We start from the raw sequence: 14857 nt of genomic DNA on the forward strand, positions 1-14857 counted from the left end.
CCTTCCCATCCCGAACAGGACCGTGAAACAAGACCGCGCCGATGATAGTGCCCATACGGGTGTGAAAGTAGGTCATCGTCAGACTACCCAACACAAAAAAGCCGCTTCTCAAAAAATGAGAAGCGGCTTTTTACGTCTACGATTTGATTCAGATTGAAGCGAAGACTCGGGGCTCTCCGCGGGTATGCTTATAGTCGATTGAAATGACAAAGAAACACATACGTCATATCGTACGAAGAAAAGAGATCAAAACTGTTAACGGCTGAGGCTATATGAGCGAAACGAGACGTAATTTCTCCGAGTGTTATGGGTACGAATTCGAGGATCTTCACCTAGGGATGTCCACATCGTCTGGTCGTACCGTTACAGATGCGGACATTCTCATGTTTGCCGGGGTCTCAGGTGATACGAACCCTGTCCATCTCGACGACGAATTTGCGAAGTCGACCATGTTCGGTGCGCGTATCGCGCACGGCATGTTGTCGGCGAGTTTTATTTCGGCGATTTTCGGGACGAAACTTCCCGGCCCGGGGTGCATCTACCTGGCGCAATCGTTGAAATTCAAGGCGCCGGTGAAAGTAGGGGACACCGTCGTGGTGCGAGTAACGATAGTAGAACTGATACCGGAAAAGCAGCGGGTTTTGTTCGATACCGTGTGTACCGTCGCCGGAAAGCCCGTGCTTGAAGGCCAGGCGGAACTTCTTGTGCCGGCGAGGAAATAAAGGGTAGCCGGTTGGACGGGAGGCCGTTGCAAGGGGTTTAGCCGCGCAACGGCCACTGGGAGAGTTTTTAATCGTTGCTGCGCTTGTCGCGTTCTATCAACGCGTACGCAGAATGGTTGTGAATCGATTCGAAATTTTCGGACTCGATCGTGTACCGGTCGATACGTGGTTCCGCGTCGAGAAGTCCTGCGACGTCCCGCACCATGTCTTCGACAAATTTCGGATTGTCGTAGGCACGTTCGGTCACGTATTTCTCGTCGGGCCGCTTCAGCAGGCCGTAGAGCTGACAAGAGGCTTGGCTTTCGACGAGCTCGATGAGTTCTTCGATCCAGACGAACGTGTTCGTCTGAGCGGTGACAGTGACGTGAGAACGTTGGTTGTGCGCGCCGTAGTCCGAAATCTTCTTCGAGCATGGGCATAGACTCGTGACCGGAACAACGACCTTCATCGTGAACTCGCAGGTTCCGCGTTCGCGGATTTGCGCCGCGAAGGTGACCTCGTAGTCCATCAGGCTTCTGACTCCCGAAACTGGCGCCGATTTGTTGATGAAGTACGGGAAGGTCAGTTCGATATAGCCGGTTTCCGCTTCGAGACGTTTGACCATCTCTCGCAGCATCGGCTCGACCGATTCGACAGAGAGCTCGCGCTCATTGCTGTTGATGATCTCGATGAAGCGCGACATGTGAGTCCCCTTGAAATTATGAGGGAGACCCACGTACATGTTGAATAGCGCAATCGTGTGCTGCACTCCGCCGCACTTGTCGCTTACCCGGACCGGGTGTCGAATCGACTTGACCCCGACCTTGTCGATCGCTAATTGACGGCTGTCGCTCGAATTCTGGACGTCCGGGATCTGCGGATTCTGTTGTGATGTCATAGCGAGCTCCCGAAAGTTTCGCGTGCGCTGATTTTGTTACCGTCCATGTGTTAGCCGTGAACCGTTCCTGCTTCTCGGATCGTGGCTGTGATGCCTGCGATATCGAGTCCGACGGATTCCAGCAACTGCGCCTGGTCACCGTGGTCGATGAACCGATCTGGGAGACCGAGGCGCAGCAGGCGCGGACGCTGAGGAAGTCCTTCGAGGATGCGCGCGACCTCCGATCCCGCGCCACCGATGATCGCATTTTCCTCGAGCGTAACGATCAAGTCGTGGTTCGCGGCGAGTTCTGCAATCAGATCGCGATCGAGCGGTTTTGCATAGCGCATGTTTGCTACGGTCGCATCGAGCTGATCGGCTGCGGCAAGGGCATTCGAGAGGAGACTGCCGAATGCCAGCAGCGCGATCCCTTTACCACTGCGCCGAATCTCGCCTTTGCCAATCGGCAGAGCAGTCATCGTCGCTTGTGGTGGAACCTGCATGCCGCCTCCGCGGGGATAGCGGACCAAGGCGGGGCCATCGTGCAGGTACGCCGCGTAGAGCATCTGGCGGCACTCGTTCTCGTCCGCAGGTGTCATGACGACCAGGTTGGGAATACAGAGAAGGAAGGAGAGATCGAAGGCTCCGTGATGGGTCGCGCCGTCAGCGCCAACCAGTCCGGCGCGATCGAGTGCGAACATCACCGGGAGGTTCTGCAGCGCGATATCGTGGATCAGCTGATCATATGCGCGCTGCAGGAAAGTTGAGTAAATCGCGACAACGGGTTTGAAGCCTTCGCAGGCGAGTCCGGCGGCGAACGTCAGCGCGTGCTGTTCCGCGATCCCGACGTCGTGATAGCGGTCGGGAAACTCGTGAGCGAAGCGAACCATGCCTGAGCCTTCGCGCATTGCCGGCGTTATTCCGACGACTTTATCGTCCTGCCGAGCGATGTCGCAAAGCCAATCGCCGAAGACCTGCGTGTACGTAAGCTTGCCGACTGCCTTACCGGCGTCGATGCCCGCCCGGTAATCGAACTTCGAAACCCCGTGGTAAAGAATCGGATCCGCCTCGGCGAGCTTGTAGCCTTGTCCCTTGCGTGTGATCACGTGTAGAAACTGCGGCCCATTGAGCTTGCGCAGGTTCTGCAGCGTCGGAATCAGCGCGTCGAGATCATGCCCGTCGATGGGGCCGTAGTAGTGAAAACCGAATTCCTCGAAAAGCGTCCCCGGTGTGATCAATCCCTTCACGTGTTCTTCGACTTTTCGCGCGAAATCGAGCATCGGCGGGGCGACGCCGAGAACCTTCTCGCCGGCGCGGCGGGCTGCGTTGTAGGTACGCCCCGACATCATACGGGCGAGAATTCGCGTGAGCGCCCCGACGGGCTGAGAAATCGACATCTCGTTGTCGTTGAGGATCACGAGAAGATTGATATCGCGCGTGTCGCCCGCGTTGTTCAACGCTTCGAAAGCCATGCCGGCCGACATCGCGCCGTCGCCGATGACCGCAATCGCGCGACGGCTCTCGCCGCGGTCGCGAGCGGCGACGGCCATGCCGAGCGCGGCCGAGATCGATGTCGACGAGTGGGCCGTGCCGAAGGTGTCGTAGATGCTTTCGCTGCGCCGCGGAAAGCCGGAGATGCCGCCGAACTGCCGGAGCCGGGCCATGGCCTCCCGTCGTCCGGTGAGTATCTTGTGCCCGTAAGTCTGGTGTCCGACGTCCCAGACGATTCGGTCGTCGGGCGTGTCGAAGATGTAATGCAGCGCAATCGAAAGTTCGACCGTGCCGAGGTTCGACGACAAATGTCCCCCGGTGCGGGAAACCGATTCGATCAGGAATGCGCGCAATTCGGCGGCCAGCGCGGGAAGCTCTCCCCGATCGAGGCGACGCAGGTCGGAAGGGGAGTCGATGCGATGCAGCAGGGAATACGAGGACATGTAAGGTTCCGGCGAAGTCGGAATTCAGAATCTTCGGTGAACAATGAACGTGGCGAGTTCATCGAGTCGTTTAGCCCCGGCGCCCAACGGCGTCAGCGAGTCCCGTGCCTCGTTCAGCAGAGATTCGGCCAGCGCGCGCGCTTCGCTCAGACCGAGCAGCGTGACATACGTGGGCTTGTTGTGATCGGCATCCTTGCCAGCGGTCTTGCCGAGCGTCGCGGTATCGGATTGCGCGTCGAGAATGTCGTCGACGACCTGGAAAAGTAGGCCGATCAGCTTCCCGTAGCGGTCGAGTCGTTCAATCGCATGGCGTTCGAGCTGTGCGCCGCACCGAGCGCCGAGAGAGACGGATGCGCGAATGAGGGCTCCGGTCTTGTGGATGTGCATGAACTCGAGCTCTTCGCGCGTGAGCTGCTTGCCGACCGACCCGAGATCGATCGCCTGCCCCCCCGCCATGCCGCGTGAACCGCTCGCCCGTGCGAGCTGAGCAAGCATGTCGAGCTGCACGCAAGGGTCGTCGGCCAGCGGGGTCTCGGAGATCACCTGAAAGGCGAGTGCCTGTAGCGCGTCACCGACGAGCAGCGCTGTCGCTTCGTCGAACTCCACGTGCACTGTCGGTTTTCCCCGCCGCAGGACGTCGTCGTCCATGCACGGGAGGTCGTCGTGGACCAGCGAGTAGGCGTGAATCAACTCGACGGCGCACGCGACCCGATCGAGTCGCGCAGGGCTCGCTCCCGCCAGTTCGCCGGCGGCGTGAACAAGCAGAGGCCGCACGCGTTTGCCGCCGCCGAGAGCGGCGTAGCGCATCGCTTCGTGAAGGCGTGCGGGGGCGACTCCTGCTTCGGGTAGTACCTCGGCGAGTGCGAGTTCGGAGCGCCGCTGGATGCCGTCCATCCAGGTTGCAAAATTCGTCAGGCTCATTCCGGAACCCTCTTGTTTTCGGCGGGAGTGATCGGGACGACCACGCCGTTTTCGAGTTGGTGCACCCGTTGCTCGGCGGCCTGCAAAGTCTCCTGACAGTGTTTCAGAAGGACTACGCCGCGCTGATACCGCTCCAGCGCCAGTTCGAGCGAGATCGTCCCGGTTTCCATTTCCTGCACGATCGTTTCGAGCTCGGTGATGGCCGACTCGAAGGATTTCGGCGCGTTTTGCGTCTTGGCCATGGCTCGGAGACGGACGATAAAAGGGGGGAAAGTAACCGATCGCGCCAGTGGCGGTCAAACAACTTCTCGCATAGAATCATGCGCTCATTTTTTCCGAATTTCTTGGAATTCACGGGGGAGGTTCGGGATGTCCGACCTTGCATCCAAGGCGAAGCTGGCACCGGCGGTTTCCCAATTGCCGGTCTCGATGTACTTCGATGAAAAGGTTTTCGAGCTCGAAAAGCAGTTGCTCTTCGGGCAGGGCGCGGGGTACGTCGGCCATGAGCTGATGGTTCCGGAAACCGGAAGCTACCGCTCTCTCGAATGGCTCGATCATTCCAAGTTGCTGTTCCGCACGGACGAAGGCATCCATCGCCTGTCAAATGTCTGCAGGCATCGCCAGGCGATCATGCTGCAAGGGGCCGGCAAGGCCGAACGGATCGTGTGTCCGGTGCATCGGTGGACCTATGACCAGCAGGGGGTATTGCTCGGCGCGCCGCATTTCCAGCAAAACCCATGCTTGAACCTCAAGCGCGATACGCTCGAGAGCTGGAACGGTCTGTTGTTTGCCGGTCCGCGCTCGGTGCGACAGGACCTCGCGGGCATGGAGCTCGCGTCGGAGTTCGACTTTTCCGGTTTCAAGCTCGATCGCGTCGAGATTCACGAGTGCAACTACAACTGGAAAACGTTCATCGAGGTTTACCTCGAGGACTATCACGTCGTTCCTTACCACCCGGGGCTCGGGCACTTCGTCACGTGTGACGACCTGACGTGGCAGTTCGGTGACTGGTACTCGGTGCAGCGCGTCGGCATCACCTCGCTCGCCAGGCCGGGTTCGGCGACGTACGAGAAATGGCACAAGGCCGTCCTCGACTATTATGGCGCCAAGAGGCCGGCGCAAGGGGCCATCTGGCTGACCTATTACCCCAACGTGATGGTCGAGTGGTACCCCCACGTGCTGGTCGTCAGCACGTTGCTCCCGACGGACGTGAACAAGACGACCAACGTCGTCGAGTTCTACTATCCGGAGGACATCGTCGAGTTCGAGCGCGAGTTTGTCGAAGCGGAGCAGGCCGCGTACATGGAGACCGCGATCGAAGACGACGACATCGGCGAGCGGATGGACCGGGGACGATGGGCGCTGCTGCACGAGGGGCGCAACGAGGTCGGCCCGTACCAGTCGCCGTACGAAGACGGGATGCAGCATTTCCACGAGTTCTACCGCAGGATCCTCGGGCCGCATCTCTAACCGGGCGGTGTCTTGCTGCCCGGAGCTCGCGTACGTTTTTCGTGTACGAGCTCCCGGCGGTCGAAGCGCTCGCCGGCGCAGGGGAGGCCTGAGGGGCGCGCGCTTCACCGAGTCCGGGGCAGTCCCCTCGGAAGCGCGCTCAGTTCGGCGTCTGCAATTCCCTCGGCAGCGGGAAGGTGATCTTTTCCGGCACCCCTTCCAGAGCGCGCACCGAACCGCCGCTCAGCGATTTCAGGCGCTCGATGACGGCCTCGACGAGCACTTCGGGTGCGGACGCACCGGCGGTGACGCCGAAACGCTTCTTGCCTTCGAGCCAGACCGGATCGATTCCGTCGGCGTTGTCGATGAGGTACGCGGGCACGCCCAGCAGTTCGGCGACTTCGCGCAGACGATTCGAGTTCGAACTGTTCCGCGAACCGACGACGAAAACCGCTTCGACGCGCGGAGCCAGGAATTTGACCGCGTCCTGGCGGTTCTGCGTCGCGTAGCAGATGTCGTCCTTCTTCGGCCCGACGATCGCGGGGAACCGAGCCTTGAGCGCCGCGACGAGCATCGCCGCGTCGTCCACCGACAGTGTCGTCTGCGTGACGTAGGCGAGCTGCCCGGGGTCGCGGACGTTCAAGCCCGCGACGTCTTCGACGACCTCGACGAGGTGGATGCCGTCGGCGATCTGGCCCATCGTACCCTCGACCTCGGGATGGCCCTTGTGGCCGATCATCACAATCTCGCGCCCCTGTTCGCGCATCCGGGCGACTTCGAGATGCACCTTCGTCACGAGCGGGCAAGTCGCGTCGAACACCCGCAAGCCGCGGCTTTCGGCTTCCTGGCGGACCGCCTGGGCGACGCCGTGGGCGCTGAAGACCACAGTGTTGCCGGGCGGCACCTCGTCGAGTTCCTCGACAAAAATCGCCCCCTTCGCGCGCAGCCCGTCGACGACGAACTTGTTATGCACGACCTCGTGACGGACGTAGATCGGCGCACCGAAGCGCGCGAGCGCCCGCTCGACGATCTCGATCGCCCGCTCGACGCCGGCACAGAAGCCACGGGGGTTAGCGAGAAGGATTTCCTTGTCGTTCATCTGGGGATCTCGTGACGTGGTTTGAGGTGGTGCAGCGGTTTTCGGCCGCTCAGAGGACGCCGATGACTTCCACTTCGAAGCGGATCGTCTTGCCGGCGAGCGGATGGTTGAAATCGACGAGCGCGGACTCCTCGCTGATCTCGCGCACGAGGCCCGAATACCGCGATCCGTCGGGTGCGGCGAATTCCATGATCGTCATCGGGGCAATGTCCTCTTCGGGCATATGTTCGCGCTTCACGCGCTCGACGAGCTCGGGATTATGGGCGCCGAACGCCTGGTCCGGGGGGAGCGTGAAGAGTTCGTGCTTGCCGACCTCGAGACCCGCGAGCAGCCGCTCGAGGTTGGGCAGCAGCTCTCCGACGCCGAGTTGCAGCGTCGCCGGCGTCCCTTCGAAGGTGCTGATCAGCGGCTGGCCGTTTTCCATGGCGATGCGGTAATGCAACGTCACCAGGCTGTCGGGTTTGACGATTTGGGTCACGAGGGGTTCTCCGTGGTGGTTGTGTCGCGGGGCGCGCGGAACTGAGCAAGCAGCATCAGCACGACCCCGACGGAAATCGCCGAGTCTGCGACGTTGAAGGCCGGCCAGCCGTAGCGGCCGATATGGAAATAGAGGAAATCGACCACCGCGCCGTGCACGACGCGATCGATGACGTTACCGATCGCGCCGCCGATGACGAGGCTGAATGCGAGTGGCAGTGCCAATTCCCGCTGGTGCGCGCGCAGCATCGTGAGCAGCCAGCCGCAGACGACGAGCGCGAGCACGATGAAGAACCACCGCTGCCAGCCGCTGTGGTCGGCAAGAAAGCTGAAGGCGGCGCCGGGGTTGTAGACGAGGACGAGCTGAAAAAAACTTGTCACCGGTATCGCCTCGCCGAAGGTGAGCTTCGACAGCACCACCCATTTCGCGATCTGGTCGAGCACGACGACCAGCGCGGATAGTTCGAGCCAACCGAAGAAACGGCGAGTCAGCGGGGCGGCAACCGGCGACCGTGCCCGCGCGGCCGGAGTCGGACTACGCATGGATGCGGCTTTCCCCATCACCGAAGAGGTTCGTGTGGCAGCGACCGCACAGTTCCGGGTGATCCGCGTGATCGCCCACGTCTGCTCGGAAATGCCAGCAGCGCCCGCACTTCTGCTCGCTTGACGGCGCGGCGTCGATGCCTTCGTCCGCGGTCGAGTCGACATGGACGAGCTCCGCTCGGGACGTGATCAGCACGAAGTGCAGGTCCTGTCCCACGCTCGCGAGCGCATCGTGGCGTTCGCCCGCGGCGCGCACGCGCACTTCCGCCTGCAGCGACGAGCCGATCTTCCCCTCGGTGCGCAGGCCCTCGAGCACCTTCTGCACCTCCGCGCGGGTGCTGCGGATGAGCGCCCAGCGCGCGAGCGTCTCGTCGGCAGCGGGAAGGTCCGGCAGCACATGCCAGGTGTGCAGCATCACGCTGTCGTCCGGACCGTCGCCGGCGAGCTGCCAGATTTCCTCTGCCGTGAAGCTCAGGATCGGCGCCATCATCCGCGTGATCGCCTGCGTGATGTGCCACAGCGCGGTCTGTGCCGCGCGCCGCGCCGGCGAGTCCGCTTTCGTCGTATAGAGGCGGTCCTTCAGGATGTCGAGGTAGAAGGCCCCGAGATCCTCGGCTGCGAAGTTTTGCAACGCCTGGACGATCTTGTGGAATTCGTAGCGCGCGTAGTCGGCGGTGACTTGTTCCTGAAGACGCCGCGTCAGCGCAAGCGCGTAGTGATCCACGTCGAGCCACTGATCGACCGGCACGCCATTCTTGTTGATGTCGAAGTCGGCGGTGTTCGCGAGCAGGAAGCGCAGGGTGTTGCGCAGGCGCCGATAGACTTCGACGACGCGGTCGAGGATTTCCTTCGAGATCGTCAGCTCGCCCGAGTAATCGGTCGCGGCGACCCACAGGCGCAGGATTTCAGCGCCGAGCTTGCCGGAGACTTCCTGGGGCGCGACGACGTTGCCTTTCGACTTCGACATTTTCTTGCCCTGGCCGTCGACGACGAAGCCATGCGTGAGCAGTCCGTCGTAGGGCGCGCGGCCGTCGATCGCGCAGCCGGTCAGCAGCGACGAATGGAACCAGCCGCGGTGCTGGTCCGAGCCTTCGAGATAGAGGTCGGCCGGCCACCGGCTTTCGTCCTCGTGTGACCCGCGCAGCACGGTGCGGTGCGTCGTGCCCGAGTCGAACCAGACGTCGAGCGTGTCGCGCATCTTGTCGTACTGCGAGGCTTCGCTGCCGAGAAGTTCGGCTGCGTCGAGCTTGAACCACGCGTCGATGCCTTCCCGCTCGACACGCTGCGCCACCTGTTCGAGCAGTTCGAGCGTGCGCGGATGCGGCGCGCCGGTCTCCTTGTGCAGGAAGAACGGGATCGGCACCCCCCAGTTGCGCTGACGCGACACGCACCAGTCGGGACGGTTCGCGATCATCGAGTGCAGCCGCGCCTTGCCCCACGCGGGAAAGAACTGCGTGTCGTCGACCGCCTTCAGCGCGAGCTCGCGCAGCGTCGGCGCGCCGGCCTCGACACCTTCGCGGCCGGGAAGGCGGTCCATGCCGACGAACCACTGCGTCGTTGCCCGGTAGATCACCGGTGTCTTGTGGCGCCAGCAGTGCATGTAGCTGTGGGTGAGCGAGCCGGATGCGAACAGAGCGCCGACTTCGGCGAGCTTTTCGATGATCTTCGGGTTCGCGTCCCAGACCGACAGGCCGCCGAAGAACGGCAGGCTGTCGGCGAACACGCCGTCGCCCTGCACCGGGTTCAGGATCTCGTCGTTGCGCATCCCGTAGCGGGTGCAGGTATTGAAGTCGTCGAGACCATAGGCCGGCGCGCTGTGCACGATCCCGGTGCCGGCATCCGCCGCGACGTAATCGCCGAGAAAAACCGGCGAGAGGCGGTCGTAGAAGGGGTGGCGGAAGTTGATGCGGTCGAGCGCGACGCCGTGCGCAGCACCGAGCACGCGGCCTTCGAGAGCATAGCGCTCCAGCGCGCTGCGCCGCAGTTCGGCGGCGAGCACGAGCAGGCCCTTCGGCGTTTCGACGAGTTCGTACATCAGTTCCGGATGTACGTTCAGCGCCTGGTTCGACGGAATCGTCCACGGCGTCGTCGTCCAGATCACCGCGAACGCCGGCTGGTCCGGCAGCGCGTCGAGCCCGAATGCGTATGCGAGCTTCGCGCGGTCTGCCTCATCGAGCTGGAAGCCGACGTCGACGGCAGGCGACTTCTTGTCCTGGTATTCGACCTCGGCTTCGGCGAGCGCCGAGCCGCAATCGAAGCACCAGTTGACCGGCTTCAGGCCCTTGAACAGAAAGCCCTTCCGGTACATGTCGCCGAGCGCGCGGATTTCGTCCGCTTCGTTCGAAAAGTTCATCGTCCGATACGGGTTGTCCCAATCGCCGAGCACGCCGAGCCGGATGAAATCCTTCTTCTGGCGCGCGATCTGCTCGGTCGCGTATTCGCGACACAACTCGCGCGCGCGGTCGGCCGCAAGGTGCTTGCCGTGCTGCTTCTCGATCTGGTGCTCGATCGGCAGGCCGTGGCAGTCCCAGCCGGGGACGTACGGCGCATCGAAGCCGGCGAGCGTCTTGGAGCGGACGATGATGTCCTTGAGGATCTTGTTTACCGCGTGGCCGATGTGAATATCGCCGTTCGCGTAGGGCGGGCCGTCATGCAGGATGAACTTCGGCCGGCCGGCGGCCGCCTTGCGGATTTTCTGATAGAGCTTCTTCGCCTGCCAGTCGGCGATCCAGCCCGGCTCGCGCTTTGCGAGATCGCCGCGCATCGGGAACGGAGTGTCGGGCAGGTTGAGGGTCTTGCGGTAATCGGCCATGTGGAGTTCCGCTTCAATTTTGGATCGGATTCTGGGCAAACCAGGCGCGGGCCTCGTCCGCGTCCCGGGCAATCTGGGCGGTGAGCGCGTCGAGGGAGCTGAACTTCGCTTCGTCGCGCTGCTTGTTCAGGAAATGCACGCGCAGGTGCGCGCCGTAACAATCGCGGTTCCAGTCGAAGAGATTGACTTCGAGCGTCGGTCGCCCAGAGTCGGTGACCGTCGGGCGCACGCCGATGCTCGCGACGCCCGCGACCGGATGCGGCGCGAGGCCTTCGACGCTGACGGCGAAAATGCCGGCGAGTGCGGGGCGGCGATGCTTCATCTGGATGTTCGCGGTCGGAAAGCCGAGCGTGCGGCCGATCTTGTCGCCGTGGATCACGCGGCCGGCGATGCTGTAGGGGCGGCCGAGCAGGCGCGCGGCATGCGCGAGCTCGCCTTCGGCGAGTGCCGTGCGGATCGCCGAACTGGAAGCGCGTTCGCCGTCGATGTCGAGGGTGGGCATCGCCTCGACCGCGAATCGGCGGCTCGCGCCTTCGGCTTGCAGCATCGCGAAATCGCCCTGGCGCTTGGCCCCGAAGCGAAAATCGTCGCCGATGATCAGGTGGCGCACGCCGAGACCGCGCACGAGAATCCGTTCGATGAACTCTTCGGCGGTGATCGCGGCGAAGCGCGAATCGAAACGACACACATGGACGCGGTCAACGCCGCAGCCGGCGAGCAAGAGGAGCTTTTCGCGTAACGATGCGAGGCGGGCGGGAGCGCTGGCGGGAAAGAAGTATTCGCGCGGATGAGGCTCGAACGTCAGCACCACCGCGGGCAGCGCCAGCGAGCGGGCCTTGTCGGTGAGCATCTTGAGCAGGGCCTGGTGGCCTCGGTGCACTCCGTCGAAATTGCCGATGGTGAGGACCGAGGATTGTGCGGCGCGCTCCGGAATCCCGCGAAAAACCTGCATGACCGCCTGAAAAAACGGCAATTATAACGGCAACGCAGGCTGTCCGCGCGTTCCTGCCGCGGTCAGTCAGTCCAATTGAGCGACCTTCGTGCGGCCCGCCGGCGGGTTGTCCTTGAAGTAGCTTCGCAGCCCCCGCATGATCGCCTCGGCCATCTTGTCCTGGTAGGCGTCGTCGTTGAGCCGCTGCTCTTCCTCCGGATTGCTGATGAAGGCCGTCTCGACGAGGATCGACGGGATGTCGGGCGCCTTAAGTACCGCGAAACCCGCCTGCTCGACTTGCGCCTTGTGCAGCGTGTTGATGTCACCGAGTTCGGTGAGTACCGCCTTGCCGAGCTTCAGGCTGTCGTTGATCGTCGCGGTCTGCGAAAGGTCGAGCAAGGTGCGGGCGAGGTGCCCTTCCTGTTTCGCGAGATTGACGCCGCCGATGAGGTCGGCGTCGTTTTCCTTCTGCGCGAGCCAGCGCGCCGCCGAGCTCGACGCGCCGCGTTCCGACAGCACGAACACCGAACTTCCGCGCGCTTCGGGGCGCACGAACGCGTCGGCGTGGATCGACACGAAGAGATCGGATTGCACGCGGCGCGCGCGCGTCACGCGCTGGCCGAGCGGGACGAAGTAGTCGCCGTCGCGGGTCAGCATCGCGCGCATGTTCGGTTCGGCGTCGATCTTGCGTTTGAGTCGCCGGGCAATCGACAGCGTGACGTTCTTCTCGTAGCTGCCGCGTCTGCCCACGGCTCCGGGGTCTTCGCCGCCGTGGCCCGGGTCGAGGGCGATCGTCACGAGCCGGTTCGCAGCCGGCCCGCCTTTACGTCTCGGAGTCCCTTGCGCGACGCTTTCGCGCACTGGTTGCGGCGAACTCGGATCGCTCGTCGTCGGCTCGCCTGCTGCCGCGTCGAGCGGGGAGGATTTTTCGATCAGCGCGAGCAGCGGATCTGCCGGCTCGGTGGGGTAGAGGTCGAGTACGAGGCGATGTCCGTAATCGCCTACCGGCTGGAGCGTGAACACCTGCGGCGCGATTTCGTTCTTGAGTTCGATCACGATCCGCACGACCCCCGGGCGATTCTGTCCGGCGCGGATCAACCGGATGTAGGGATCGGAGTCGAGCACCTTCGATGGAAGTGTCTGCAGCACGCTGTCAAGCTGGACGTCTTCGAGATCGACGACGAGGCGTTCGGGATCCTTCACGAGGAGATGCGTGAACTTCAGCTGGTGGCTGCCTTCGAGCGTGATGCGCGTGTAGTCGTTGGCCGGCCAGACCCGCACGGCGAGAAGACTCGTCGCTGCGAAGCCGACGGGGCTGACGAGCAGCGCGAGTGATGCGCCGGCGAACTTCAGAAGGTTGCGTCGGGTGAGGTGCGAGGCGGTGTTCACAGCGGTGGGCGGCTCAGTTCCGAATTCAGTCTGCTCAAGCATTTACGTCCTGCCTCCGTCAGTGCAGACGCCTCGAAGTGGCGGCCGGTGCCGGCAACGCCGAGGCGCAACTCCACGTCGGGTGGTGCGAGATAAGGAGCAGCCTTGTCCGGCCATTCCACGAGGCACGCACCGTTTCCGGCGAAATATTCGTCGAGGCCAGCTTCCAGAAATTCATCTGGAACGGCGAAACGATAAAAATCAAAGTGATATAAGTTTAATCTAGAAAAAACGTAAGGTTCAATCAAGGTGTACGTCGGACTTTTCACTTTCCCCTCGTGACCCAGTGCGCGGAGGGTGCCGCGAACGAGCGTCGTCTTGCCCGCGCCGAGGTCGCCGCGGAGGTAGATCACGAGGGCACCGTGCAGGGCGGGCGCCAGCGCCGCCCCGATGGCTTCGGTGTCGGCTTCGCCGTCAAGGTGCGCGGAAATCCCGCGGCCGGTATCATCTGCGGGGTGAAGAATCTGAATCATCAGCATGTCTCGGTTGAAGCGGGCCGTGCGCCGTCTCTGACCGGACTGGCGGGGCAGCTGGATGTCTGGGCGGCGGAGCTGGGTTTCGATGCCGTCGCCGTTTCCGACGTGAACCTTCGCGACGCCGAGCCCGGCCTGGCGGCCTGGCTCGCGGAAGGGTGTCACGGCGAGATGGATTATATGGCGCGCCATGGCATGAAGCGCGCGCGGCCGGACGAACTGGTGCCGGGCACGCTGCGGGTCATCAGCGTGCGGATGAACTACTGGCCGCAGGCGGCAGATGCGCAGGAAGCCCTTGACGACCCCGCCCGGGCGTACGTGTCGCGTTACGCGTTGGGGCGTGACTATCACAAGGTGATGCGCGCCCGGCTGCAGAAACTCGCCGACCTCATCAGCGCCGAAGCACCGCATGGCTACCGTGTGTTCGTCGATTCGGCGCCCGTGCTCGAAGTCGAACTCGCAAGCCGGGCCGGCCTGGGTTGGCGGGGGAAGCACACGCTGACGCTGAATCGCCGCGCGGGCTCGTTCTTCTTCCTCGGCGAAATCTTCACCGACCTGCCGCTGCCGGTCGATCGGCCGGAGGAGCCGCATTGCGGTTCCTGTCGTGCCTGCCTCGATGCCTGCCCGACCGGCGCAATCGTCGCGCCGTACCGCGTCGATGCCCGCCGCTGCATCTCATACCTGACGATCGAGCTGAAAGGCGCGATCCCCGAGGCACTTCGACCGCTCATCGGCAACCGGATCTACGGCTGCGACGACTGTCAGCTCGTCTGTCCCTGGAACCGCTTTGCGAAAATCACTGCCGAGCCGGATTTCGCGCCACGCCACGGCCTCGATCGCGCGACGCTCGTCGAGCTCTTCGCCTGGACCGAGTCGGATTTTGCGACGCGCACGGCGGGCAGCCCGATCCACCGCATCGGCTTCGAGCGCTGGTCCCGAAATATCGCCGTCGCACTCGGCAATGCGCCGTCCTCGCCCGACATCGTCGCGGTGCTGCGTGCCCGCGCCGAAGACGCGTCCGAGCTTGTCCGCGAACACGTCGCGTGGGCACTGCAGCGGCACGCCCTCGGCCCTAGGAGTCTGCGCGGCAGAAGCCAAGCGTCGGTGAGGTAAGCCCTCCCTGGCGTGTCGGGGCCGGTAGACTGTTGAGATGACGAGCTATCTGCCCTATTGCCCTCAGCAGCAGATGCTGCTGCCCCAGGCGCTGCAGGA

The 14857-nt window shown here is 63.1% G+C and carries 14 protein-coding genes; 3 read left to right on the forward strand and 11 right to left on the reverse strand.

Annotated elements, in window-relative coordinates; genetic code table 11:
- Window positions 1-272: 272 nt before the first annotated feature.
- Window positions 273-722 carry a MaoC family dehydratase gene (locus ROZ37_RS21725; protein WP_312662790.1) on the forward strand — a complete coding sequence of 150 codons (450 nt, stop codon included), beginning with the start codon at window positions 273-275 and terminating at the stop codon, window positions 720-722.
- Window positions 723-789: 67 nt separating this feature from the next.
- Here ROZ37_RS21725 and folE2 read toward each other — a convergent pair whose 3' ends face one another.
- From folE2 to xseB, 4 genes are read right to left on the reverse strand one after another with little or no spacing between them, the layout of a single operon-like run.
- Window positions 790-1599 (reverse strand): GTP cyclohydrolase FolE2, encoded by an 810-nt coding sequence (folE2, locus tag ROZ37_RS21730; protein WP_312662791.1) that lies wholly within the window; start codon window positions 1597-1599, stop codon window positions 790-792.
- Between the two features lie 50 nt (window positions 1600-1649).
- Window positions 1650-3512: a 1-deoxy-D-xylulose-5-phosphate synthase gene (gene dxs / locus ROZ37_RS21735; RefSeq protein ID WP_312662793.1), complete on the reverse strand. Its 1863-nt coding sequence runs from the start codon at window positions 3510-3512 to the stop codon at window positions 1650-1652.
- A gap of 24 nt (window positions 3513-3536) precedes the next feature.
- Window positions 3537-4433 (reverse strand): farnesyl diphosphate synthase, encoded by an 897-nt coding sequence (locus ROZ37_RS21740; protein WP_312662795.1) that lies wholly within the window; start codon window positions 4431-4433, stop codon window positions 3537-3539.
- Entirely contained in the window at window positions 4430-4675 is a 246-nt protein-coding gene (gene xseB, locus ROZ37_RS21745) for an exodeoxyribonuclease VII small subunit (protein ID WP_312662796.1), read from the reverse strand. The genes ROZ37_RS21740 and xseB overlap by 4 nt, the downstream gene beginning before the upstream one ends.
- Before the next feature lie 127 nt (window positions 4676-4802).
- Here xseB and ROZ37_RS21750 point away from each other — a divergent pair, with 127 nt between their 5' ends.
- Window positions 4803-5903 carry an aromatic ring-hydroxylating dioxygenase subunit alpha gene (locus tag ROZ37_RS21750; RefSeq protein WP_312662798.1) on the forward strand — a complete coding sequence of 367 codons (1101 nt, stop codon included), beginning with the start codon at window positions 4803-4805 and terminating at the stop codon, window positions 5901-5903.
- Between the two features lie 139 nt (window positions 5904-6042).
- On the opposite strand, the gene ispH is transcribed toward ROZ37_RS21750, so the two are convergent.
- The 7 genes from ispH to tsaE form a co-directional block, all read right to left on the reverse strand.
- The gene (gene ispH / locus ROZ37_RS21755; RefSeq protein WP_312662799.1) at window positions 6043-6981 is read right to left on the reverse strand and encodes a 4-hydroxy-3-methylbut-2-enyl diphosphate reductase; all 939 of its coding nucleotides are present in this window, start codon (window positions 6979-6981) and stop codon (window positions 6043-6045) included.
- Window positions 6982-7030: 49 nt separating this feature from the next.
- Window positions 7031-7459, reverse strand: a complete 429-nt coding sequence (locus tag ROZ37_RS21760) for an FKBP-type peptidyl-prolyl cis-trans isomerase (RefSeq protein WP_312662800.1) — start codon at window positions 7457-7459, stop codon at window positions 7031-7033.
- Window positions 7456-8001 (reverse strand): signal peptidase II, encoded by a 546-nt coding sequence (lspA, locus tag ROZ37_RS21765; RefSeq protein WP_312662801.1) that lies wholly within the window; start codon window positions 7999-8001, stop codon window positions 7456-7458. Before lspA ends, ROZ37_RS21760 begins: the two co-directional genes overlap by 4 nt.
- Window positions 7994-10813, reverse strand: coding sequence for an isoleucine--tRNA ligase (gene ileS / locus ROZ37_RS21770; protein ID WP_312662802.1), 2820 nt, complete (start codon window positions 10811-10813; stop codon window positions 7994-7996). The genes lspA and ileS overlap by 8 nt, the downstream gene beginning before the upstream one ends.
- Window positions 10814-10826: 13 nt before the next feature.
- A complete protein-coding gene (locus tag ROZ37_RS21775; RefSeq protein WP_312662803.1) occupies window positions 10827-11765 on the reverse strand; it encodes a bifunctional riboflavin kinase/FAD synthetase in 939 nt (312 codons plus the stop codon).
- Window positions 11766-11831: 66 nt separating this feature from the next.
- The gene (locus ROZ37_RS21780) at window positions 11832-13175 is read right to left on the reverse strand and encodes an N-acetylmuramoyl-L-alanine amidase (RefSeq protein WP_312662805.1); all 1344 of its coding nucleotides are present in this window, start codon (window positions 13173-13175) and stop codon (window positions 11832-11834) included.
- Window positions 13130-13645, reverse strand: coding sequence for a tRNA (adenosine(37)-N6)-threonylcarbamoyltransferase complex ATPase subunit type 1 TsaE (gene tsaE, locus ROZ37_RS21785; RefSeq protein ID WP_312662806.1), 516 nt, complete (start codon window positions 13643-13645; stop codon window positions 13130-13132). Before tsaE ends, ROZ37_RS21780 begins: the two co-directional genes overlap by 46 nt.
- 36 nt (window positions 13646-13681) lie before the next feature.
- Between tsaE and queG the strand changes: the two genes are divergently transcribed.
- Window positions 13682-14758 carry a tRNA epoxyqueuosine(34) reductase QueG gene (queG, locus tag ROZ37_RS21790; protein WP_312662807.1) on the forward strand — a complete coding sequence of 359 codons (1077 nt, stop codon included), beginning with the start codon at window positions 13682-13684 and terminating at the stop codon, window positions 14756-14758.
- The last annotated feature ends 99 nt before the right edge of the window (window positions 14759-14857 follow it).

The organism is Aromatoleum sp. (assembly GCF_032027225.1).
Lineage (GTDB): Bacteria > Pseudomonadota > Gammaproteobacteria > Burkholderiales > Rhodocyclaceae > Aromatoleum.